Origin of the sequence: Spiroplasma endosymbiont of Glossina fuscipes fuscipes (assembly GCF_049669535.1) — a bacterium.
Classification (GTDB): domain Bacteria; phylum Bacillota_I; class Bacilli_A; order Mycoplasmatales; family Mycoplasmataceae; genus Spiroplasma.
The window spans coordinates 699,025-722,676 of sequence record NZ_CP187162.1 but is presented as its reverse complement, the minus strand read 5'-3'; the positions used below and the strand labels follow the sequence as shown (position 1 = coordinate 722,676).

26 protein-coding genes and 3 pseudogenes are annotated in these 23,652 nt (G+C 26.6%); 15 read left to right on the top strand and 14 right to left on the bottom strand.

What is annotated here, in order from left to right:
* Positions 1-9: 9 nt before the first annotated feature.
* Positions 10-1,019: pseudogene (locus ACOBWH_RS04180) on the top strand (spiroplasma phage ORF1-like family protein); the annotation flags it as partial.
* Between the two features lie 29 nt (positions 1,020-1,048).
* Here the strand turns inward: ACOBWH_RS04180 and ACOBWH_RS04175 are convergent.
* Positions 1,049-2,156: pseudogene (locus tag ACOBWH_RS04175) on the bottom strand (IS3 family transposase).
* A 106-nt stretch (positions 2,157-2,262) separates the two neighbouring features.
* Here ACOBWH_RS04175 and ACOBWH_RS04170 point away from each other — a divergent pair.
* The 5 genes from ACOBWH_RS04170 to ACOBWH_RS04150 all read left to right on the top strand — a co-directional run bounded on the left by ACOBWH_RS04170 (position 2,263) and on the right by ACOBWH_RS04150 (position 3,894).
* Positions 2,263-2,535: a hypothetical protein gene (locus ACOBWH_RS04170; RefSeq protein ID WP_424527321.1), complete on the top strand. Its 273-nt coding sequence runs from the start codon at positions 2,263-2,265 to the stop codon at positions 2,533-2,535.
* Positions 2,536-2,649: 114 nt separating this feature from the next.
* Positions 2,650-3,003 carry a S1 RNA-binding domain-containing protein gene (locus ACOBWH_RS04165; protein ID WP_424527319.1) on the top strand — a complete coding sequence of 118 codons (354 nt, stop codon included), beginning with the start codon at positions 2,650-2,652 and terminating at the stop codon, positions 3,001-3,003.
* A 222-nt stretch (positions 3,004-3,225) separates the two neighbouring features.
* Positions 3,226-3,465 (top strand): hypothetical protein, encoded by a 240-nt coding sequence (locus ACOBWH_RS04160; RefSeq protein ID WP_424527317.1) that lies wholly within the window; start codon positions 3,226-3,228, stop codon positions 3,463-3,465.
* A gap of 23 nt (positions 3,466-3,488) precedes the next feature.
* The gene (locus ACOBWH_RS04155; protein ID WP_424527315.1) at positions 3,489-3,773 is read left to right on the top strand and encodes a hypothetical protein; all 285 of its coding nucleotides are present in this window, start codon (positions 3,489-3,491) and stop codon (positions 3,771-3,773) included.
* Positions 3,733-3,894: a hypothetical protein gene (locus ACOBWH_RS04150; RefSeq protein ID WP_424527313.1), complete on the top strand. Its 162-nt coding sequence runs from the start codon at positions 3,733-3,735 to the stop codon at positions 3,892-3,894. Before ACOBWH_RS04155 ends, ACOBWH_RS04150 begins: the two co-directional genes overlap by 41 nt.
* 147 nt (positions 3,895-4,041) lie before the next feature.
* On the opposite strand, the gene ACOBWH_RS04145 is transcribed toward ACOBWH_RS04150, so the two are convergent.
* Positions 4,042-4,845, bottom strand: coding sequence for an SDR family NAD(P)-dependent oxidoreductase (locus tag ACOBWH_RS04145; RefSeq protein ID WP_424527311.1), 804 nt, complete (start codon positions 4,843-4,845; stop codon positions 4,042-4,044).
* A 1-nt stretch (position 4,846) separates the two neighbouring features.
* Complete coding sequence (gene pgsA / locus ACOBWH_RS04140) at positions 4,847-5,539, bottom strand: CDP-diacylglycerol--glycerol-3-phosphate 3-phosphatidyltransferase (RefSeq protein WP_424527309.1); 693 nt, start codon at positions 5,537-5,539, stop codon at positions 4,847-4,849.
* Between the two features lie 111 nt (positions 5,540-5,650).
* On the opposite strand from pgsA, the gene ACOBWH_RS04135 reads away from it, so the two are divergent.
* From ACOBWH_RS04135 to ACOBWH_RS04095, 9 genes and pseudogenes are all read left to right on the top strand, one after another.
* Entirely contained in the window at positions 5,651-6,118 is a 468-nt protein-coding gene (locus ACOBWH_RS04135; protein ID WP_424527307.1) for a CinA family protein, read from the top strand.
* A gap of 54 nt (positions 6,119-6,172) precedes the next feature.
* Positions 6,173-7,090, top strand: a complete 918-nt coding sequence (recA, locus tag ACOBWH_RS04130) for a recombinase RecA (protein ID WP_424527305.1) — start codon at positions 6,173-6,175, stop codon at positions 7,088-7,090.
* Positions 7,091-7,107: 17 nt separating this feature from the next.
* Positions 7,108-8,180: pseudogene (locus ACOBWH_RS04125) on the top strand (NADH-dependent flavin oxidoreductase).
* Positions 8,152-8,295 (top strand): hypothetical protein, encoded by a 144-nt coding sequence (locus ACOBWH_RS04120; protein WP_424527303.1) that lies wholly within the window; start codon positions 8,152-8,154, stop codon positions 8,293-8,295. Before ACOBWH_RS04125 ends, ACOBWH_RS04120 begins: the two are co-directional and overlap by 29 nt.
* Before the next feature lie 487 nt (positions 8,296-8,782).
* Entirely contained in the window at positions 8,783-10,030 is a 1,248-nt protein-coding gene (locus ACOBWH_RS04115; RefSeq protein WP_424527301.1) for a hypothetical protein, read from the top strand.
* Between the two features lie 13 nt (positions 10,031-10,043).
* Complete coding sequence (locus tag ACOBWH_RS04110; RefSeq protein WP_424527299.1) at positions 10,044-10,646, top strand: hypothetical protein; 603 nt, start codon at positions 10,044-10,046, stop codon at positions 10,644-10,646.
* Positions 10,639-11,244: a hypothetical protein gene (locus tag ACOBWH_RS04105; RefSeq protein WP_424527297.1), complete on the top strand. Its 606-nt coding sequence runs from the start codon at positions 10,639-10,641 to the stop codon at positions 11,242-11,244. The genes ACOBWH_RS04110 and ACOBWH_RS04105 overlap by 8 nt, the downstream gene beginning before the upstream one ends.
* 3 nt (positions 11,245-11,247) lie before the next feature.
* Complete coding sequence (locus ACOBWH_RS04100; RefSeq protein ID WP_424527295.1) at positions 11,248-11,715, top strand: hypothetical protein; 468 nt, start codon at positions 11,248-11,250, stop codon at positions 11,713-11,715.
* A 640-nt stretch (positions 11,716-12,355) separates the two neighbouring features.
* Positions 12,356-13,048, top strand: a complete 693-nt coding sequence (locus ACOBWH_RS04095) for a hypothetical protein (protein ID WP_424527293.1) — start codon at positions 12,356-12,358, stop codon at positions 13,046-13,048.
* On the opposite strand, the gene ACOBWH_RS04090 is transcribed toward ACOBWH_RS04095, so the two are convergent.
* The 11 genes from ACOBWH_RS04090 to ACOBWH_RS04040 all read right to left on the bottom strand — a co-directional run bounded on the left by ACOBWH_RS04090 (position 12,999) and on the right by ACOBWH_RS04040 (position 23,600).
* The gene (locus tag ACOBWH_RS04090; RefSeq protein WP_424527292.1) at positions 12,999-13,439 is read right to left on the bottom strand and encodes a hypothetical protein; all 441 of its coding nucleotides are present in this window, start codon (positions 13,437-13,439) and stop codon (positions 12,999-13,001) included. The genes ACOBWH_RS04095 and ACOBWH_RS04090 overlap by 50 nt on opposite strands.
* Positions 13,440-13,462: 23 nt before the next feature.
* A complete protein-coding gene (locus ACOBWH_RS04085; protein WP_424527290.1) occupies positions 13,463-14,248 on the bottom strand; it encodes a hypothetical protein in 786 nt (261 codons plus the stop codon).
* A gap of 132 nt (positions 14,249-14,380) precedes the next feature.
* Positions 14,381-15,466, bottom strand: a complete 1,086-nt coding sequence (locus ACOBWH_RS04080; protein ID WP_424527288.1) for a hypothetical protein — start codon at positions 15,464-15,466, stop codon at positions 14,381-14,383.
* Between the two features lie 320 nt (positions 15,467-15,786).
* Complete coding sequence (locus ACOBWH_RS04075) at positions 15,787-16,239, bottom strand: hypothetical protein (RefSeq protein WP_424527286.1); 453 nt, start codon at positions 16,237-16,239, stop codon at positions 15,787-15,789.
* A 35-nt stretch (positions 16,240-16,274) separates the two neighbouring features.
* Complete coding sequence (locus ACOBWH_RS04070) at positions 16,275-16,541, bottom strand: hypothetical protein (protein WP_424527284.1); 267 nt, start codon at positions 16,539-16,541, stop codon at positions 16,275-16,277.
* 258 nt (positions 16,542-16,799) lie between these two features.
* A complete protein-coding gene (locus tag ACOBWH_RS04065; RefSeq protein ID WP_070406733.1) occupies positions 16,800-17,015 on the bottom strand; it encodes a YneF family protein in 216 nt (71 codons plus the stop codon).
* 125 nt (positions 17,016-17,140) lie between these two features.
* Positions 17,141-18,094, bottom strand: coding sequence for a hypothetical protein (locus tag ACOBWH_RS04060; RefSeq protein WP_424527282.1), 954 nt, complete (start codon positions 18,092-18,094; stop codon positions 17,141-17,143).
* A 22-nt stretch (positions 18,095-18,116) separates the two neighbouring features.
* Positions 18,117-19,856: an aspartate--tRNA ligase gene (aspS, locus tag ACOBWH_RS04055; RefSeq protein WP_424527280.1), complete on the bottom strand. Its 1,740-nt coding sequence runs from the start codon at positions 19,854-19,856 to the stop codon at positions 18,117-18,119.
* A complete protein-coding gene (gene hisS / locus ACOBWH_RS04050; RefSeq protein ID WP_424527278.1) occupies positions 19,856-21,112 on the bottom strand; it encodes a histidine--tRNA ligase in 1,257 nt (418 codons plus the stop codon). The genes aspS and hisS overlap by 1 nt, the downstream gene beginning before the upstream one ends.
* Positions 21,113-21,647: 535 nt before the next feature.
* Entirely contained in the window at positions 21,648-22,583 is a 936-nt protein-coding gene (locus ACOBWH_RS04045; protein WP_424527276.1) for a hypothetical protein, read from the bottom strand.
* 273 nt (positions 22,584-22,856) lie between these two features.
* Positions 22,857-23,600 (bottom strand): hypothetical protein, encoded by a 744-nt coding sequence (locus tag ACOBWH_RS04040; protein WP_424527274.1) that lies wholly within the window; start codon positions 23,598-23,600, stop codon positions 22,857-22,859.
* Positions 23,601-23,652: the final 52 nt, after the last annotated feature.

Sequence of the window (23,652 nt, the reverse complement as noted above, 5' to 3'; positions counted from 1 at the left end):
TTAATTATTTTTTCTTATTCTTTTGCAAAGTATTTTAATACTGTTGAAGTTATTAATAAATTAGAAAAAAGTGTTGATAATTTACAACAAGTTAATTTAAAGTTTCGAAATTGAAAATTAGATAATAATCCAAATTTTATTAATTATAAAGTTGATAATAAATGATATATTGCAATTTTTAAAAATTATACAAAAGATTGATATATTGTTAATTTTTTAAATGCTAGTAGAAATGATAAAATTTTAGGTGAATTTTGTTTTGATGATACTTGTCAAAATCTTTATTTATCTAGTCTTAGAGAATTTTTTAAACGGGGTGATGTAAAAACAGTTTATCAATGAAATGGTATTAATAATCCAAATACGCCAGAAATCAACAAAAATACTGGTGATGTTATTTTTTGAACTGATAATGAATATCAAAATATCCGTTCTTTTTTATTAAAATATATTAATGCTATTATTCAAGAAAATATTAGAGTTCAAGTAATTATAATAATTATCCGTATACTGATGATTTAGGTTTTTTATTTTCTTTTATGAAAGAAAAAGACGATATTTTTAATTTTAGTGCTGAAACTTATAATTATTATCAGGGTAATTCACCTAATACTGGTAAAAAGGTTTTTGAATGGATGAAAGGTCAAATTGAGATTAATAAATTTTTAAAAGCATTTTTTACTCATGCATTGGTACCAGTGTTTCAAAATCGTAGTAATTTTATTGAAAGTGGTTATATTGATAATTTACAATATGATACTATTTTAATTAACTTTTTTGGTTTAAAATTAATTAATTTTAGAGATGTTTTAATTGATGAAAATAATGCTAATAAAAGTCAATTTGAAAAATTATTAAATAGTATGTTTATTGTTTCTCAAAATTTTTATAAAGATTATTTACGAACCATTTTTGATTTAGAAAATAATACTTATGTACAAGGAGATATAATAAAAAAATATGGTTTATTAGCAAATAATGGTTTTAAGATTTATCCTCGTTATTTTTATTTTTCAGATTGGAATGGCAACACTTTTTAGGACACTTTTTATGTAGACTTCTGATTTTTAAATTCAACTGGAGTTAAGTAATTCAAACTACCATGAATTCGGATATTGTTGTATCAATTAATGAAATTAAATAGTTCCAACTTTAATTGTTCTAAATTTTTAAATTTTCGACCATTAATAAATTCAGTTTTAAAAGCTTTATAGGTTGTTTCAGCTACTGCGTTATCGTAAGGGCAACCTTTTGCACTTAATGATCTTTTAATATTAAATGTTAATAAAATTTCTTCAATAATTTTATTTTTAAATTCATTACCACGATCTGTATGAAACAACCTAATTTGATTTAGTGGTCATGTTATTTTATAAAATGCCTGCTGAACTAGTTCAGCAGTTTTATTTGTTCCAGCGCTATAGCCAATTACTTCACGGTTAAATAAATCAATTAGTAAGCAAATATAATGTCATTTTGAACCAACTTGAACATAGGTTAAATCGCTCACAATAACTTCATTTTGTCTTTTATTACTAAACTCACGATTTAGAATATTACTATTTTGATCATTATTTACAGGAGATTTATGATTGCGATATTTTAATTTAGTATATTTTGATACTAAATTATTTATTGCCATAATTCTTCTAATTTTTCGTCGAGATAAAATAATGTTCTTTCTTGCTAAAATAATTTTAATTTTTCTAGCACCATAAACTTTATAGCTTTCTTTAAATGCACTGATAACTTCATTTTCATAAATATTAATTTCAGTTTTAGTGTTCTTATTAATTTGATAATAATACTTTGATTTTGCTATCTTTAATATTTGACACATTTTCCTCACTGAATATTTGTCTTTATTGTTAGTAATTAATATTACTTTTTGCCGATTATCAGTGCTGCTTGCTTTAAAATATCATTTTCCATTCGTAATTGTTTGTTTTCTTTTCGCAACTGAATAAGTTCATTTTCTTCAACAGAGCGATTGTCTTTAGCTTTAAAAGAACCAGAATTCTCAATTTTTTTACTCATTGATAAAGAACTGCCTTTGAAATTTTATATTCGTTAACAATTTCAATATTACTTTTACCATTTTTATATAACATTACGATTTGTTTCTTGAATTCATCGGTGTACTGGTTTTTTGCCATTTTTATATTCCTGCTTTCCTAATAATTTTAGCTTATTTTTTTACAGTCTACATAAATATGGTCCAAGTTATTGTAACCTATCCATAGTAATAAATTTAGTTGTATTTTGACAGATAGAGGAAAAGAATTTTATAAATGAAAAACAATAGAGAAATCTTTTAAAATAAGAGTTTATTTTTGTGATCCTGGTAAACCAAAACAAAAAGCATTAGTTGAACGGATAAATAGAGATATAAGGCGATGGTTTGGAACAAATGAACCTTTGATTAACATTCGTACTAGATTAAAAAATGTTTTAAATATATTAAACGCTACCATTAGACCTTGTTTAGGTAATTTTACATCAAAGCAATATTTTAAAAAAATATTTGTTCATTAATTAGTTAATGTATATAATAAAAATAATAAAATCTATTAATTATTTTTGTGTTTAACAAATTATTTTCAGCACTTTAATAATATAATTAGGTTTAGTAAAGGAGAAAAAAATATTATGTATGATAAAAATAACAAAATTATTGTAAAAATAACAAATATTACTCCCTATGGTGCTTTTTGTAGAGCAGGAAAGGCTGATGGTTTAATCCATATTAGTGAAGTTTCAGATTATTTTGTTAAAGATATTAAAGATTTTTTTGATATTGGTGATGAAATTGAAGTTAAGGTGCTTGATTTTAATACAGTTAGAAAACATCTTAAATTAAGTTATAAAAATTGTCACCCTGAATTATTAAAAAATGATGATAAAGAAATTCAGGAAATAAAAACAGCATTCCAAAACTTAAATAAAAAACAAGATAAAACAGACAATATTGAAAATATTAGTAAAACAAACGAAAATGAATAAATTAATAAAAATATAAAAAAGTAAAAAATAGTTTTATACTATTTTTTACTTTTTTATTGTATTTCATAATTAATATGTTAATATAATTATAACTTTTTATCGTTTAGTTTTACAGTATACAAGGCAATGAAATTAGTAACTATATTCAAACTGATGGTGAATTAGTTGGTTTTGATGAAGAGTCTGACTTTAATAAAGATGCTTTGCAAATTGCTATTGAAAATGAAAAAGTTGATAAAAATATGAGTTAGTCCACTCATTGAAATTGAAAGTGCAATTGAAGAAATTGGTGGGGCTCATATTGATGGTCACATTTCGGCACAAGTCATATTTTCTCATTCTAGTATAAATCATCTAATTTTAACTTTAATAATTTATGTTGGTGGACAATGTTGATTAACTGGGAATTGACCACATATTTGATTTATGACTGGTCAAATTTTAAGTTTTTATAAAAAGTAAAAGCAAATAAAGGAGAAACAATAATGAAAAAAATACTACTATTTTTATCAAGTGGTTTATTAGCAACTACGACTGCTAGTTATTTAATTAAAGAAAATATTGTTACCAGACAAAATAATATTGTAATTAACATTCCGCCGACTGAAAAATACAACGATAATTTAGCAAGTGAAAGTGGGGAAATTAAATGATTAATTTCAACAAAATGAATGGATTTAACAGCTTATACAGGAATAAAATCAACAGTGGGAATTGGGATGTTTACTCATGCTAAAGGTGAACATAGTCTACAGTATATGGACCAATAACTGACAAGAAAATTGATTATCAAATTATTTTAATATTGTTGAAGAAAGAGAAACAATTGGTTCAGCTGAATTATATGCTTGAATTGGTGCAAAAGTTGAAACAATGACAAACAAAAAATAAGACATTTAATGTTACGAATTCACTTTTATGGTTCTGGTAATTATGCTGCTACTGGTAGTAGGCCTTGGGGAAGAATATTTTCTGGTGATATCTTTAATATAATATGAAGATAAAAAAATAAAAAATTCGAAGTTAACTTCGAATTTTTTATTTTCGTTTTTTTTGATAATTATAAACTGATGTTAAAACACAACTTTGTGGTGCTCATTTTGTTAAGGTTTTTACCATCTTATTAACGGCTCCTGTTATAATATAATTTTTTCTTTTTGTCTTTAAACCTAGCATTAAACTTTTTCGAGCATATGTTGCTATTTTCATCACTTTCACTGTTGAATGATATTTTGCATCTTTTTGATTACTACTTCGATTTCAGAAATCTGTTTTTAATGGACCAGGACATAAAGTAATTACCCGAACAAGTGATTTTGTTTTCTTTAATTCCGTATTAATTGCGACTCCCAAACTTCAAACATAAGCTTTTGAAGCATAATAACTAGCAAAAACAGGAGCAGGGGTAAAGGCTGCTAAACTACCAATATTTAAAACACGCCCTTTATTTTGATCAATAAAACGTTGAACAAATAATTTAGTTAAGATATGTAAAGCTTTAATGTTTAAATCAACCATATTCATTTCTTGTTCTAAACTTGATTCATTAAAATAACCTCACACCCCATAACCAGCATTATTTATTAAAAGGGTTACATTTTCTGTTTTTACATCAGCAAACAACTGATAAACATTAACTGAATTACTTAAGTCATAATTTAATGTTTTAATTGCTTGGTTTGGATATTTTTCATGCAAAACAGTAAGCGATGTTGTATCACGAGCAACGGCAATAACATTATAACCAAGTTTTAATAGTTCTTCACAATAACAATAACCTAAACCTTTACTAGCTCCTGTTACAACTGCTCATTCTGAATTATTTATTATTTTTTTAGCCATTTTATTTTTCTTCGCTTTCTAATTTTGGCTTTTTAATCACGGTCATATCAAATAATGCTTTTCGATTTAAATAAATATAATTTCCAGCAGCTACCAATGATAAAATTGTTGCTAAATACATTGGAATCATAATAATTTGATTAACTCAACCAAATTCATCTCATTGTCCAGTTTTTAAGCTTTCCCCGCCAAACATACGAAAACCAATAAAAAATAAAATTGTCATTCCAAACATTTCAACTGCTGCTCGAACACGACCCAATTGATTAGCTGCCATTATTACTTTTTGTGACGCTAAAATTTGACGAACAACATCAATTACAAAGTCACGAGCAATTAGCACAACTGTCATTCAAACCGGAATAATATTAGCACAAGCAAAAACAATTAAAACCGTGTTTGTTAATAATTTATCTGCAATTGAATCAAAAAATTTTCCAAAAGTAGTAACTTGATTATAACGACGGGCAATATAACCATCTAGTAAATCAGTTAAACTACCAATAATAAATAATAATCCAGCAATCAAATAACTAATCGGTAACGAGTAGGTCACATTAGGTCCTTTAATTGTTAACCATTGATCTCAGCCATGATATAGTGATGTCCCCGGAAATGGAACAATTACCATGAGAACAATAATAATTGGTATTAAAAAAATTCGAATTAATGTAATACGGTTAGCTCAATTCATTTTAATTCCTCTTTTCTAAAAATATTCTTTTTCTGACAATTTAATATTACTTACATATTATATTATATAAATGTATAATATTAAAGAAAGTTTTTGAGGTGAACAACGAAAATGACACAAGAATTAATCCAATTATTACAACAAAAACAATTAACAATAGCAGCCTATGAATCAATCACTGGTGGTCTTTTTAGTCATCTTTTAACAAATATTCCTAATGCTAGTCAAGTTTTTTTAGGAAGTATTGTTACTTATACCAATGATGTTAAAGTTAACATTGGTCATGTACCAGCAAGTATAATTACACAATATGGTGTTGTTTCAAAACAAACTGCAGAAGCAATGGCGATTGCTTGTCAAAATCAATTTAACAGTGATCTTGCCGTTAGTTTTACTGGTAATGCTGGTCCTGGCAAATTAGATCAATTGTCAATTGGAACAATCTTTGCTACTATTGTTCATCAAAACCAATCAAGCACATTTGAATTATCCTTAAATCCAACTTGATCACGCGAAAAAATAAAACTTATTGCAGTTCAAACAATAATTAACCATCTTTTACAAATTATTTCAAAATAAGAAAAGGAATAATCAATTAAAATAGATAAAACTAATTAGAAAGGAGTGTTGCAAATGGAAAAAGATAATAAAACAAATTCTGATAACATCAAAACTATCGACGAAGATGAAATTCTAAAAAATGTGATGAAAGAAATTGAAAAAGCATATGGTAAAGGTGCCATTATGAAATTAGGAGATAAAAGTAACTTAACCATTGAAGCGATTTCAACAGGTAGTTTATTGCTTGATGAAGCAATTGGGATTGGTGGATATCCAAAAGGACGCATCATTGAAATTTTTGGTCCAGAATCATCTGGAAAAACAACATTGTCATTACATGCCATTGCTGAAACACAAAAAAGGGGAGGAAGAGGTGCTTTTATTGATGCTGAACATGCTTTAGATCCAAATTATGCCAGAAAATTAGGTGTTAACATTGATGAATTAATTATTGCTCAACCTGATTCTGGTGAACAAGCATTAGATATTTTAGAAACACTAGTTAAATCAAATGCGATTGATTTAGTTGCTGCATTAGTACCAAAAGTAGAATTAGATGGTGAAATGAGCGATGTTACCATTGGTGCCCAAGCACGATTAATGAGTAAAGCATTACGAAAATTAAATGGCGCTATTAATAAAACAAATTCCATTGTTATTTTTATTAATCAAATTCGTGAAAAAGTTGGCGTTTTCTTTGATAATCCCGAAACAACGGCGGGTGGTCCTCCGACAGTTCATACTAAAACATCTTGACCGACCGCTTGGGTTTTAAGATTATTCAAATCACTAGCATTTCCTGTTAATTCAGTAATGATAATGTTGTTATTATTAATAAGCTCATTAATAAGTTTCTGACCCAGTTTTCCCTGAGCACCAAGTAATAAAATTTTCATAATATTCCTCCTTAGAAAATATCTTAACATATTTTATTATTATAAAAGCAAGAAATCAATAAATAAAAAAGTGAATATTGATACCTACTTGTAATAATATTGTTAAGTTATATGATATTATTATCAGTAAAATATTATCAATTAGAAAGGAAGCAAACTATGAATCCAAAATTTAAAGCCTTATTTCAACCATTTGCCTTTCCAAACGGAGTGACAATTAATAACCGAATTGTTATGAGCCCAATGACCACTTTTTCTGGTTTTGAAAATGGAAAATACACCCTTGATGAATTAAATTATTATCAAGCACGCGCTAAAATTTTAGGAATGATAATTGCTGGGTGTAGTTATGTTAATCGAAATGGAAAAGCTTTTATTGGTCAACCAGCAATTGACGATGATAAATATATTCCAAGTTTAGCAAAATTAGCCAATATTATTCATCAAAAAATAGTCTTGCCATTATGCAAATTCATCACGGCGGACGTCAATGTACAGCTGCAACATTACTTGATAAACAACCATTATCTGCTAGTGCTGTTAATTCTTTACGACCAACAGCAATTGAACCACGTGCAATGACTAATGAAGAAATTAATACCATTATTGAGGATTTTGGTAATGCTACTTTACGAGCAATTAAAGCTGGGTTTGATGGAGTAGAAATTCATAAAGCCAATACTTATCTTATTCAGCAATTTTTTTCACCACATTCAAATCAACGAACAGATCAATGAGGTGGTAACTTAACAAAACGAATGGCATTTCCGTTGGCAATCGTTAAAAAAGTTAGTGCTATTATTAAAACACATGCGACAAAACCATTTATTCTAGGCTATCGAATTTCACCAGAAGAGATTGAAGAACCAGGAATTACCTTAGAAGACACTTATGAACTAATGGATGAATTAATTAAATTTTCGTTAGATTATATTCATATTTCATTATCATATTTATGACGAAAAAGTATGCGTAATAAAACTAATCCAACCCCACCAATCAGCAGTATTTTACAGCGTTATCAAGGGAAGATTCCTTTAATTGGTGTTTGGTGGTATTTGTACACCAGAAGATGCTTTAAAAGGACTAGAAAACGGGTTATCATTGATTGCTATTGGTCGACAACCAATTATTGATCCCCAATGACTAACAAAAGTGGCAATTGGAGCAGAGCAAACAATTAATACCGCTCTTAACTTAGCAAACATTAATGAATTGGTCATTCCCCAACCTTTAATTGATCTTTTTGTCGAAGATGGTCAAAATTGAAAAATCAATATTATTGATATGCCAAAATAGTTCAACAAAAATTAAAAATTATCATTTTTTATGTAACATAAAACTTTTTGATTTATTTTTTACATAAAATAATTTGTTAAATTAAAAAATATTTGCAAAATTTTTGCAAATAAAATATAATACTTATGTAGTTAAACAAGTTACATAAAGACTAATTAGTTATTAATATGGTCCAATCTTAATAATTAATTATGTTTTTAATTATATGTTTCCCTTGTAAAAGACTACAAAACTATGTTGTAATTTCAATTCAATACACTTTATAATTGTATAATCATTTAACGGTCCAAAATGTTGCTTTTATTATTAATAAAAGTAGTTTGTTTATAAAATTATTAAAATAATAAAATATAATTGAAATTACTACAAAAAATCTATATGTTGCCTTTGAGCGCTTTACTTTAGTTAAAGCGCTTTTTTATAGTAAAATTAAACAGATAAGTTTATAATTATTTTAAAGAACATTAATTAAGAGGGGAATTCATAAATGCAAGATGGATTAGAAAAACAATTAGAGCACAATTTAAAAGGGTCAGAACAAGCAATGTTTGATGCTTTACTAAAAAGCTATTATTTAGATGATGACCAATTAGATTATTTGCACAAATATTACCGCCCAATTTTTACCTTTGCTGATAATGAAGATTGTATTTGTTTAAGCAAACAAAAGTATGAAACTTGTTGCAAATCAAAAGTATTAAATTCAGAAAAAAAACGAAAAGAATATATTTCAATTTTACAGGCAGTAGGGGATCCAACCTTAAAAGAACCATATCTTCAACAAGAAACAGCCCATTATCAACGTGTTTTACAAGAATGTTCAAATCAAACATGTATCTTACAAGATTGCAACAATAAAGTAGCACAACATAACCTTTATCCACTTAGTACAAGTAAAAATTGTTATTATTTAAATCGTTATCATTCAAAACATTTTTTTAAAAATATTAAAACACCGTTTTTAGATGTAACAGACGAAAAACAGGTTCCTTATTCATTTAATGTTTTTTGTCAAAATCATCTTAATGAATATTTAACCCAAGAACAAGAACTTTCGCCTCAATTAGCAGCTCTTTTAATAAATATCAATGATAACTTAATTGATCATCAAGTACTTTATCAAACTTATTTAGACTTTTATCATCATTTAACTGTTGCTGAACAAGTAATTTTAACCTTTAAATTACGTCGAATTATGAAATTACATTTAATTTATGAATTAGAACTATATCGTTTAATTAATGATCTTGATAATAAAAATCGTAATTATGTCATTAAAAAGATTATTTTACCAAAAGAAATTTATTCTATTACTTGAAATGATATTTTATTAGCGCAACTAACACCAATTACATTCCAAGCTATTAACTCACCTAATAATCCATTTTTACCGAATAAAATTTTATATAGTCGGTTGGTTAATCATAAAAAAAATGGAGAGGTTCATTTTATCTATCATAAAAATAATCGAATTTTTAATACTTACTTCACTGAATGAGAAGAAAAAATCAAAAATGAAAAGCAATGACAAAACTTTATTTCTAGTCTTATTATTAATCAAGGAACGCATTTTTTAATTGATAAAAAATACTATGATAAATTAAACCAAAAAACAAAAGAATTAATTAATATTTATTACTATAATCGGTTTGAACAACCACGAAATTCAGCTGAAGAATTGATGCTACAAACCTTTATTAATAATTTTAATAAAGGAATTAATATTTTAAAATAGAAAGTGGATGACAATGACAACATTAGGATGAATTATAATTGCTATTTTTCTTGCTTTATTAATTATTTTTATTAGCTTTTTTATATGGTTTTATCATAAAAAGCAACATTTATTCTATGAAATTTATAAACAATTAGAAGTAGACAATCAAGAATACATTAATAATAAATTTTCAATGTTAGCATTACAAGAAATTAGTGTTAAATTCAAATTACAACCTGGTGAAAAAGTTTTTGGTAATACACTCGTTACGATTTACCTTCATCGTCAAACACCAAAAGTTCCTTATCAGACTCAATCAAAATATCATATTCCTTTTGATAACGGTATTAGTGTTGGCTATGGTGATGGTAAAAAGATTAAATTAATTGAACAAGTGCCATTCCAAACGGGTCATCTTTTTATTACCAACCAATGAATGTTAATTATCAATAACGACATTACAACAATATGAGATTTAAAAAAAATTGATAATCTTGAATTAAGCATTTTTCGCATAAATAATACTTTACTACAAGGGTTTTATTTATACATTGAACAAAAACGTTTTATGATTATTGTAAAAGGTTTTGAAATTCCATATTTAATCTATAAGGTGTGAAAAAATAATGGCTAGTTATTGAATTGGAATTATTTTATTTGTAAGTATTTTGGGGTTAGCAATTATTATTGTTTTAATTTTAGCATTATTTCAACAACAAAAAATTAAGCAATTTAAACAAAAGAACCAAGCATTACAAACTGACATTGATCATAATCTTTCATTTTTAAATAGTTCATTAACTGAAATTACAATTAGCTATGAATTGCCTAAAAACGAAAGATGTTATTATCATGATAAAGTTAATGGTTATGAAATTGTAAAGAAAAAAGAACTTGATCAAAACGGATATTATTTAAGACCACCAATTAATCTGCAATATCATATTGAGAATCTCCCGGGTTATCTAAATCTTACTTCTGTTTCAGGAAGTGAAACGATTAGTGGCGACATTTATGTCACTAATCATCGTTTAGTAATTACTGCAAAGCAACAAAATTTGATAATTTGATTACGGGATATTAATTTTGCTTTACCCAGTGTTTTTAATCTTAATGGCTTATATCAAATTGGTTTTTTTATTAGTACAAATGAAAAAATTTACCGTTTTATTACAAATGATGTTAAAATATCAATGACAATTTTTAAAGTATGACAACAGAAAGGGATATAACAAATGACAATGCATATTATTTTAATTTTTAGTTTAATTCTAATGCTTGCATTATATACCTTTCATATTTTATTTTTTTTACATTATCAAAGACAAAAAGAAAACATCCATTTTACTAGCGAATACCGATGAAAACAAATGTTAATTTTCATCTTTGTGACAATTTATTTTATCTTAACACCAATCAATGTGTTTATTATTGTTGGTTATATCTTATTAATGACCTTAACAAATATTCCTAACATTCTAGTTTATTTATATGTTATTATTGCAATTTGTAATTATGTTTTAATTCTCAGCTACTTAATTATTCAAACTCTAGTTAATAATAGCCTATGAATTAAAGTTAATGATCACACAATCTTCTTTCTAGACGAAGAAATTGCCTTAACTCAAATTATTGGAATTGATATAAATGGTTTTTTTAACAAAGTTCTTTATACTCTTGATGGTGAAACAGAAAAAAAGTAATTATTGGAAAAAAAACATTTCAATTTCTTGAACAAATTAATGTTACAAATTAAAAGAGATTACTTATCGGGAAAACAAATAATCTCTTTTTTCTGTTTGGAAAACAAGAATAATTATTTTGGCGAAAATAAGGGTTTATTTAAAATTATTTTATAAGAGATAACCTAACGGGGAGAGATAGTAGTGTTTAATAAAGCAAAAACTAATAAAAGGGCAATATAATACTAATTATGATATTTTCAATTAAAAAAACTTAGAGCTTATTTTTTTAATTGAAAAGTAACTACCGATTGTATTTGTAACAATTCCTCAATCACTCAAAGAATTTGCAACGTATTTTTCATTTATTTTTTTAAAATTATCGAATATAACTTTAATTAAAATATCAATATCACTTTCACTAATATTTTTGTTTCAACCGCTATGACCTTCTTTATAAAAATTAATGATTTCTTTTTTGATTATATATAAAAATTTTTGATAATTATTAAAGAATTGTTGATAGGTTTGACTTATCTTTTTTCATTTGAAGGAATCAATTCTTATTTTGTAATATTAACAAAATTCTTTTTCCTATTTTAAATGCTACCATTTTAAGTTATAATAAGAATAAATATAAAAAGAGTAGGGGAGTTTTACAATGGGAGTACCAACATTTTGTCCAGTTCATATGAAAATTCATGAATGTCCAGAAAACAGTAATAAAGCCATTTCAAGTGCAAATGAAACAAAAATTAAAGCTAAAATGGCACGTATGCTAAACCCAACGGCTACTACTGAACCAGAAAAAACACAACAGCCGGAAAAAGGAACAATTCAATATATTTTAGAAAATGCGAAAAAAAATAATAATACAATTAAAAATAAACTGGGACTGGAAAACGAAGAGGGGAGAAGTGTTGGTATTGATGAAAATGATATTAAAGCTAAAATGGCACGTTTGCGAGCATCAGTTAATGGGACCCAAAGTAATCCAAATTCTGACTCAGGTTCCCCTACTTCTAATCAACAAGGATCTGGATTACAAGAAATAATTGACCATGCTTATCGAATTAATCGTGGTATTGAGCGAATTAAAAGTCCAGAAGAAGAACAATTAACAGCAACAACAAATAGTAGGACAAAAACAGTTAAAAATGGTTCTAATAAGACTATTTCTGCTACCAAAAAGCCGAAACCAAAAACAACTAATGCTAATAATTCCACAACTAAAACAAAAACAAATAATAAAACCGTTGTCTTAACAACTGATGAAATTGAAGATTTAATTGAAAAAGCAGTTACTAAAGCAATGGCAAAAGAGAAAGATAATAAAAAGAAAAGGGGTTCTTAATTGTCTCTAATAAGGGTAAATCAGGAAACTCTGCTAACGGATGAACAAGATTTGGAACATCTTCTGGGCGAATTAACGTAATTCCCATTGGTTTTTTTAAATCACTAGCAATTTTTGCTAAACATTCATCAATCGAAGCAACCTCAATTTGATTGGTATAATGCGTACTAACATGATTAACAACTTCTAAATTAGGATAAATTTCTTTTGCCTTATATAATGGCATTGGACTATTAATTCCTAATTTTCGTGCTGCATAATTTGCTGTTGTAACAATTGCTCTTCGTGACGGTGAAGAAACCACTAATGGTTTTGTTTCCCATTGTGGATCTAATGCTTGATGACAACTAGCAAAAAAACTATTCATATCGATATGAAAAATAACCTTCATAACAAAACTCCCCTACCCTATTCTTATAAACCAAATGGACCAGTATATTTATAAAGCCGTTTAAAAATAAAATTATAACCAAATAAATAGGTAAATTGTACCCCACGAGCATAACTACGAGCAATAATTCAATCATCATATAATTCAGGAAATTCTTTTTTAACAAATGGCCGCATTTCTGTTTCATACAAATTTTCTAAGTTTTGTTTAAAATGACCATTAAAGCTTAATAAAATTAAATATGCCCCAATGATAAAAATTAAGATTAAATTTAAAATGCCATAATGTTCAATGAAATAAAAAAAATTAAGATCTAATAAGTTTGGATTTACTTTCGTTAAAACATAAAAAACAATAATAAGGATTGATAGTATGAAAAATAAAAATAAAAATAACGGTGGTGCTAAATACAATAAAAAATTCATTGTTTGTACATGACGATTTTTCAAATGTAATTGAGTGGCAAAAAAAGTCCGTCCTAAAACATAATCTAATCCCATCCCTGATAAAAAATAAGACTGACTATATAATTGTAAATCATTAATATAAAATGTTTTCTTTTTATAAGAATTAGTAATTAACACTTGATGTGGTTTTCGTACTACTTTTAACCCACTAATTTTCTTTTTGGTTAAATAACGATCAATCACTTCTAAAGATGTCATTGTTTGACTAGGAGTATTATTTAAATTTGGAATTGGTACTAAAATATTTCGATAAGAAATAACTAAAAAAATTAACACAATAATATTAATTACAACAAAAAATCCAATTAAAATAAAGGCAATTTCACTATTTCCTAATATCATTTCAATCATCCTTTGCTTGTACTTATTTATCATATTATAACTTGAAAATAACAACATTAATAGACTCTATTAATAAAAATTAGTTTTTTTCACAAAACAAAAACTGATGTTTCTAGGCGATTAAAAGTTATTTTACCCACCAGCTTTATTTTGGGTTGTTTCTTCTATTAATTCAATTTCACCTGCATTTATTTTTTGTAATCGTTTCTTAACAATTTCTGATAATGAACTCAAGCTACCATTGTTTAACTTCATTTGTAACATTTTTTTTCGTTCTTCATTATTTGGATCAGCGGCTAATTTTAACAATCGTAATCGTTGTTCATAACTTAAATGGTCAGGGTCTAAAACATCATTCTCGTTAATAAAAATTGCTTCTTCTTTACTGATTGCAATATTTTTCTTTGCATTTTTCAAGATATCACTCATCACAGGATTTTGGTCCATTGAATTTTCATCAGGAATGGTTGTTATTTTTCCTTCTATAAAAGTTAAATTCTCCTGATTTTGATCAGTTGCTAAATCATTAACTTCTGGTTTCCCAATACCTTCTCCTTGCACTTTTAACAGTAAATCAGCATTATTAAAGTATTTCTTTTCCGGATAAATTTCATCACCACCAGCACGAGGTGTTGCATCCAATACAACTTTTGCTGGTTTATTAAGTAATTCTTCTAATGTTTCAGGAACAAGAAAACTATATTTTCGACGACCTTCAACACGAGGTTCTTGTACTCGATTACGAAGAACATCTAATTTCCGTGTAATTAAATTAGTTTTTGATTTTTGTCAACGATCATAAATTTGATTAACATCCAAAACTGGTTCAAGGGTATCATTTTCATCAAGTGGAACAAAGCGATTTTCATTGTTTAAATTTAATTCATCTAAATCATTTAACTCTTCTGATTGATCAACTTCAACTATTTTTTCCGATCGATTTGATAATCTTTCAAGTTCCTCACCTGTTGCTAATTCATCATAACTATCATTATTATTAAAAATCTCGTTATCCTGGTTTTGATTAACATTAAATTTATTATTATAATATGAAAACGTTTCATAATCATCAGTGGTTTCAACATTATTGATAATATTTCGTTCCAAATGATGTTCATCAATATTTGTCTTACCAATTGACATTGGACGTTTTGACGGATCAAATTCATTTGGATCATAATCATCTCAATAATCAATGACTTTTTTCATATCCCCCATTATTAAAACCCCCATATGTTTTTACTTATATATTATACTACAATTTTAACTTGAAAAAAAGACCCCATAATTAAAACTATTTTTATCATTTAAAAAGACTGGGTTCTAATCAGTCTTTTTAAAAAATGCATTTATATTCATTTTGTTAAGCATTTATACTAAACATTTATTTTATTTAATATCAAACTACACTTATTACTCTATATAATAAATTGTAAACAATGAACCTAAGTAAACTAAATCTTTTTAAACTTGACACAAAACAGACATTACTCCAAATACTTCACTTAAAATATCTCCAAAATGAGGAATATATTTAGTTATTTGACTAGCAACTTTTGTTCTGCAACGTTATCTTTTCATATATTCTTTTGAGCCTCAGAAAGTTTAGGAACATCTTCTATAATTTCACGTTTTATTCGCTTTTTTCAATCTTTTAAATTATATAATCATAATTGTGCTTTTGGATCATTAACAAGAATATCATTGATTTTTTTCAAATTAACTTTTAATTTTAATAAAAAACCTTCACTAAGACTCAAAAGTTCTTCTTTTTTTATAATTTCAACATCATTAATATTTAAATTAGGATATTGAACTTTAATTCTATCAAAAATATAATTATTATTGTTATCTTCAATGATTCCTAGACCAACTTTTTCTCACTTTATTAAATCACTTTTAAAATCATCATTTAATTTTTTAACATATGAATTTGAATATAATATTGTGTCATTAGGGACAATGGAAGCATTAAAATGATCAATATTCATAGAAATCACAGAAGTATATAATCTATAATTAATTTTTATTCTTTTGTCTCTTTAGAACTGTTTTTATATACCTCAATAATTTCATTTCAATGATCTCATATAGCTTCCCCAAGAGCATAGTCAGGCGAATTAACATATATTCCGGTTATATTTTTTTTAGCAAATTCTAGAAAAGTGTTACTAAATAACCGTTTATCGTTCTTATTTGAATAATAAATGTGTGCTAAATTTTCAAAAGTTTCTGGTTTTAACAAAAGCTCAAAATAACTAAAATTATCGTCTTTATCAGTTTCAATTCCCACTAATTATTAATACACTTACTAAACTTAAAATTTTTTTCATAACTATTCCTTTCTCTTATGTTGTTTTGTTTAATCCCTAACCATCAACTATTACAATTATTATATATCTTTTATTATGAAAATAATTTTCACAATAACTTTTGCAAAATTAAAAAACATCAATTAATAAAATTTATAATCTCTTATTACAAAGATTTGTTTTATTAATTGATGTTTAAGATTACATTTGCAAAAAATTAATAAAGTTCTTCAAAAAAACTATTTAGCTCGTTTCATTGAATTCATTACTTTTTTAATGTCTGCTTCAGAAGGCTTTCTCCCCATTTGCATATACATTGCCCGAATTTGTTTTTCAGTAATTGGAGGATTATCACGTAATTGTTTTTGAACAATTTTTTTTGTAATTAAAAACCCTAATACCCCACCAATAACTAAACTACCAATTCCTATAATAAGTCCTGCTCATCAAGGCATTTAAAATTCCTCCTTTTATAATTCTATTAACTACCCTATAATTTCTATAATATTTTAACATATTTTAAGATATTAATTAAGTATTATCCTGATATTTCACCTCAAAAAGCAAAAGAATTACGAAATTATACTCATATATCAATGATATTAAGGTTATTTTCTAATTTATGGACACTAATATTATTATCTTGTGTGATAAAAAAGAAAATATTGCCTTCCAAATTATCTTCTGTTTGTTGTCCAGTAATAAGAAGATTGTTTTCCCAAAAATTAATTGATTGAACAGTTAAAACAACATTATCATTTATACTCGTAAGCTTTGTTATTAATATTAAATCATTAGTTAAAATATTATTACGATATAAACTACCATCATTCAAAAGCAAATAAAAATAACGGCTATCGTCTCATGCCGGACTAGCAGTTAAACCAACAATACTTTTATTTTCAAAAATAGTTTCAACAACTAATGTTGGTTTTAAAGAGTTTGTCATTCGATATAAAACCAAATCTATTGCAATATATAAATAGTTATTAATAACCATCATTAGAACATTTTTAGTTTCATCATCTCAAAAAGAAGCAATAATATCTCATTGATAATTATGAAAACGAATTAATTTTTTAGTATTATCTTCTGAAAAAGTAACCACTAAATATTCCCTTTCAAGGAATGAACAACTAGCAAAAATTTCATTAAGTTGCAATTTATCATCAAAAATAACGGTTTGTTCATTTTTTAATAAATTATAATAGGTTAAATAAATCCCTGTTTGGCCGTGTTTCTGATACAAATAATATACAAGAAGTTCTCCTGTTCCTGACTGTGAAAAATTAATACATTTTATCACTAATGACTGGGGTAATAATATTTGTTTAATTTTTGTAATTGTCAAACCATCTATTTTATAACAAATAATATTTTGATTAAAATACTCAAAAAAATAAAGTTCTTCTTTAAACTTATTTTTTTTACGATAACTATTATTTGTTAAATCACCAAGTTTAGTGATCATATTTGGTGCAAAATGATATATTCCATTATTTGTTACTAACAACATTTTCTCATCCGTTGACATTTTGTTTCCTTCTTTATCTTAATTATTTCCATTTTAGTTTAATTCCTAATTCATCTAATTGCTTTGAATCAACTGAACTTGGTGCCTCGGTCATTGGATCACTTCCGGAAGCATTTTTCGGAAAAGCAATTACATCACGAATTGAATCACTATTTGTTAAAATCATTGCTAATCGATCAAGACCAAAGGCAATACCTCCATGTGGTGGCACACCATAATTGAAAGCATTTAGAAATCAACCAAATTTACTTTCAATTTCTTTGAAACTTAATTGTAATGATTCAAACATTTTTTGTTGAATCTCACTTTGATGAATTCGAATACTTCCCCCACCAATTTCATAACCATTTAATACTAAGTCATAAGCATTGGCACGTGCAGTTGCTAAATTTTGTTCAAAATTATTTAAGTATTCTGTTGTTGGCGCAGTAAAAGGATGATGGGCCGCTTCATAACGGTTTGTTTCATCTGATCATTCATATAATGGTCAATTAACAATTCATAAGAAATGATATTCATTGGGTGGAATTAAGGTGAACATCTTTGCTAATTCAACTCGAACTGCTCCTAATGCTTGGCAAGTAACAGTCTTTTCATCACTAACAAAAAAGAACGTTCCAGTTTGATTATTACTAATTTTTAATAATGCCATTTTTTCAGCATCACTAATAAATTTTGCAATTGACCCTTCTCATTCATTATTTTCTTGTTTAACTCATGCTAATCCTTTTGCTTTATTTTGTTGTGCAATTCGAGTTAATTCCTCAACTTGTTTTTTTGTTACTAAATGCGGAATAAAAATTCCTTTTAAACTAAGATTATTTTGTAAGGCACTAGCAAAAATACTAAAAGTTGTTTGAGCAAAAATAGTTCTTGCATCAAACAATTGTAAATCATATCGTGTATCTGGTTTATCTGTTCCATATTTTTCAATTGTATCATCATAATTCATTTGCAGAAATGGTGTTTTGATTTTAACTTTCATTACTTCAGCCATAATAACCTGAAACAATGCTTCGACTAACGCAAAAATATCTTCTCGCTCAACAAAACTCATTTCTAAATCTAATTGCGTAAATTCTGGTTGCCGGTCACTTCGTAAATCTTCATCACGAAAACACTTTGCAATTTGAAAATACTTATCAAATCCAGCTAACATTAGTAATTGCTTAAATAACTGCGGTGATTGTGGTAATGCATAAAAATTATGTAAACTTTGCCGTGATGGGACTAAAAAATCACGAGCTCCTTCTGGCGTTGATTTATTTAAAATTGGTGTTTCAATATCAATAAATTTTTGTTCTTGTAAAAATTGACGAATTGTATTAATTAAATGATTCCGTAACATAATTTTTTGTTGCATTACTGGTCGTCGTAAATCTAAGTAACGATACTTCATTCGCACATCTTCTAACGCATCAGTAACATCATTGATTATTAAAGGCGTTGTCTGTGCTTTTGATAAAATTGTTACTGCTGTTACACTAATTTCAATTTCCCCTGTTTTTAACTCTAAGTTTTTATTTTTTCGTTCAACAACATTCCCTTCAACACGAACAACAAATTCATTACGAATACTGTTTATAATTTCATACTGAGGATGTTCGGGTTGAACAACAATTTGTGTAATCCCCTCGCGATCACGTAAATCTAAGAAAATAATGCCCCCCATTCGGCGATTTTTAGCCACTCATCCTTCTAAAACAACTTTTGCTTTAACATTTTTTAATGTTAATTTCCCACAAGTGTGTGTTCTTTTCATTATTTATTCTCCTTACTTAAAAATGTAATAATTTTTTCAAATTTAACTTCTTGCTCTTTTCCAGTTGTTTGATTTTTAATTTTAACAACATTTTTCTTCAATTCCTCATCACCAATAATAATCGCATTCTTCGCTTTTAATCGTTCTAATGATTTAAACTGTGCTTTAACACTTCGCGATAAATAATCACAATCAGCACGAAAGCCGCTTCCACGCAATAGTAATAATAGTGATGATGCAAAATAACAGGCATGATCAGATAAACAAATTAAATAAACATCTAAATAAGGTTCATCAGCTAACTTAATTTCATTTTCTGCTAAAGTTAATAATAATCGTTCTAATCCTAAGGCAAAACCAACTGCCGGGTAATCTAAACTAGGTTCAAAACTACTTACCAATTGGTCATATCTTCCCCCACCTAATAAAGTCAATTCTCGTTCTTGCTTATTAACTACAACTTCAAACACAAGAGAAGTATAATAATCTAATCCTCGTACTAATTTATGATCTAATACAAATGGAATTGCTAATTTTGTTAAAATATTTTGTAAATTATTAAATTCCGTTTGATCACTTTCTGTTAAATAATCATAAATTTTTGGTGCTTGATCAAATTTTTTATTATCAATTTTACAATCTAATATTCGCAATGGATTTTTTTCCACCCGAATAGCACAATCAGCACATAAATCTTGTGTTTTTAAAAACGTTTTTAAAACTGTAATGTATTTTGACCGTTCTGTCCCAACTGCTAAATAATTTAATTTTAAAGCAAGATTTGACAAACCAAGCGCTTTTAAAAGATTATAACCAAGTAAAATCACTTCAACATCTAATAAATAATTTTTAACTCCAACAACTTCAACACCAAACTGATTAAATTGTCGTAATCGTCCGTGTTGTGGTCGTTCATAACGAAACATACTACCAAAATAGAACAATTTTAATGGTAATTCATATTTCCCATATAATTTTTCTTCCAAAATACTACGAATCACAGGTGCTGTTGCTTCTGGACGTAACACAAATTCTCGTTCTTTTTTATCTAATAATTCAAACATTTCTTTAGTCACAATATCAGTTTCATTTCCAACAGCACGAACAAATAAATCCTTTGCTTCAAAGATTGGTGTTCTAATTTCATGGTAATTATACTGCATCACAATATCTCGTAAAATTAATTCTAATGCACTTAATTCACTAGCTTTTTCATAATAGATGTCTTCGGTTCCCCGTGGTTTTTGAATATTCATAACTTTCTTTCCTCTCTAAATAAAAAACTAAAAGATTTCTTAGGAACGAAAAATCGTGGTGCCATCCTATTTCATTATCTTTTAGTTAATGCGCTTTATTTTGTCAAAATCTATTAAATTTTTATAATGAAGTTGTCAACACTGTTTAAAAGGGTAATAGTTTCCACCGACCACTATTTCTCTGAGCAATTATTTTTATCAATAATTTCTTTCAATTAAAATTATACCTATTTTTTAAAAAAAGTAAATTAATTAAAAGCAAAGATTCAAATAAAAGTTTAGGTGCCTATAAACCTGTTATAAAGATAGATTTTAAGGTAAAATCTAATATTATTTATAATATTCGTTAAATAAAAAAAGCAATAAAATTGCTCTTTTTCAATATCTTTTTATGTACCTATACTAAAGAGATAAAATCTATCATTTTCGAATTTTTTCAATCGTTATATAATCTAAGACCATGTCCAAAGCCCATTCAGATTCCACCCCCGCCTTGGTACGTTCCTTTTGTTAAAACATTATATCCAATTGAAAATTATAAATAATAATTTCCATTTTCAAAATAATAACTTAAAATAATAAATTGTTTTCCTCAAATTTTATTTCCTCATAACGTATAATTAAAATTAAAATTTTGAATTTCAAGACATTTTTTTAACTTGTCATTGTTTAAAACAATAAAATTATTAGAAGATAACTTTCTATTTAAAATTTTGTCTTTTAATAATGACCCATTAAATTCATTCGGTTTTCTCCCTGTAAAGGGATCATTCCCTCAACTTATTTTTGAATAAAATTCAGAATTATTTCCTATAAATTCAAATTTTTCATAATTTAATGGATTAACTGTGCCAAGATTAAAAGTATATAATACTTTTAATGTTATTTTTTGATTCTTATAAGTTTTATATATAGCAGAATTATAATTAGATAATCTTGAATATGCAGAAGTTCAATCATTATTAAAAGGTTTGTTATTGTTATTAGAAAAATTTAATGATAATTCATTTTCATTATAATGACTAGGGTTTGGCAATTCTACAACGTTCTCTGTTCCCGCAACTAATTTATAAACACCATTTTCAGCAGCAATATATAGATCACCATCAAATGCAAGAGAACTAACTGTCTGATTCATTTCTTTAATTTTAGTTATTGTTTTAAAAATAGCACTTAGTTTATATATCCCAGTTTCTGTTCCAAAGTAAACATTGTTAGCACTATCTGCTGTTATTATTTTAACTTTTGATGTAATTTGTTTAAGTTTTACTGGTCAAGATAATCAATCCCGTTTCAACATATAAATACTATTTTCTTCCTCATAAAAAACATTCCCAAGGCGATCCTTAAAATATATAATATTTTCACGATTTATATCCAGTTTTATTTTCAAATTTGACAAAAACTGTACTTTTTCAAGCAGCGACGGTACCTCTGATGTTGGATTTTTATTAACTGCTAATGTATTCATTTCTATTTTTTTTGATTTAAATTCAAATTAGTAGCAATGTTAGGTAAAATTGTAGAACCCGCCATTGCAAGGGTTCCTAATATCACTAATATTTTACGCATTTTTATCTCCTTTCTGTTTCTTAATTAAATTGCAAAAAAAATATTATTAGTTTTAAAATAATAAAATAATTCTATTTCCATAATGAATAAATTAATATCGATTGTCTTTTGATATTAAATAATATTTTGGAAGAAAAAAAATATTTTTATTTAAAAATTAGAAAATTTTTTATTAAACATCTTCTTTATAATATTTATTTCATGAAGCAATATCATCACTATCTGTTTTTTTAGATTCCTCTCCTGATGGTTCAGTTTCACCCTCCGAATTTTTATCTTCAATCGTTTCTTTTGTGCGATCAACAATAAAATCATTTTCTGGTGCAGTTCGATTTTGTAATGATGAAATTTGCATTCTCATTCGTGACATTGTTAAATTATTATCTTTAAATTCAATTATTCATTGAATTGGTAATGTTAACGGATCAATTTTCTCCGAATTACGAATTAACATTAATAACATATTAATGAATTTTCCAAAACCTTCTTCCCCTACTCAATGATTCATTTCCAATGGATCATGGACTAATTGGTTTTTAACTAAATCATAATTTGAAGCATGTGCTTCAGTAATTCTTTCAGCTCACTCTGATTCAGAAATTAAATAAAAATTTGTTGATAAACTGCAATTAAACAAGTGTTGTTGATTTTTAAATAATGAAAAATTAAACTTATCAACAATAATAGCACTAATGCTAATTGTTAAACCTGTTAAATCAGTTACATCATTCATTCAACGAAAAATTGCTTGCACATAACGCAGAATAAATTTTAATTTTCCCGATGAATAAAGAACTGTTTTTCAACTTTCATAATCAAATTGATATTCTGCATCATGACGTACTTTGCGAATATTTTTATCAGGCTCTAAATCCAAGAAGTCCTCAGCTGATAAAATTATCATATCTTTTTTCATACGCTTACTCCCCTATAAATATAACCTAGTTATTTAATTTAACTTATTGATG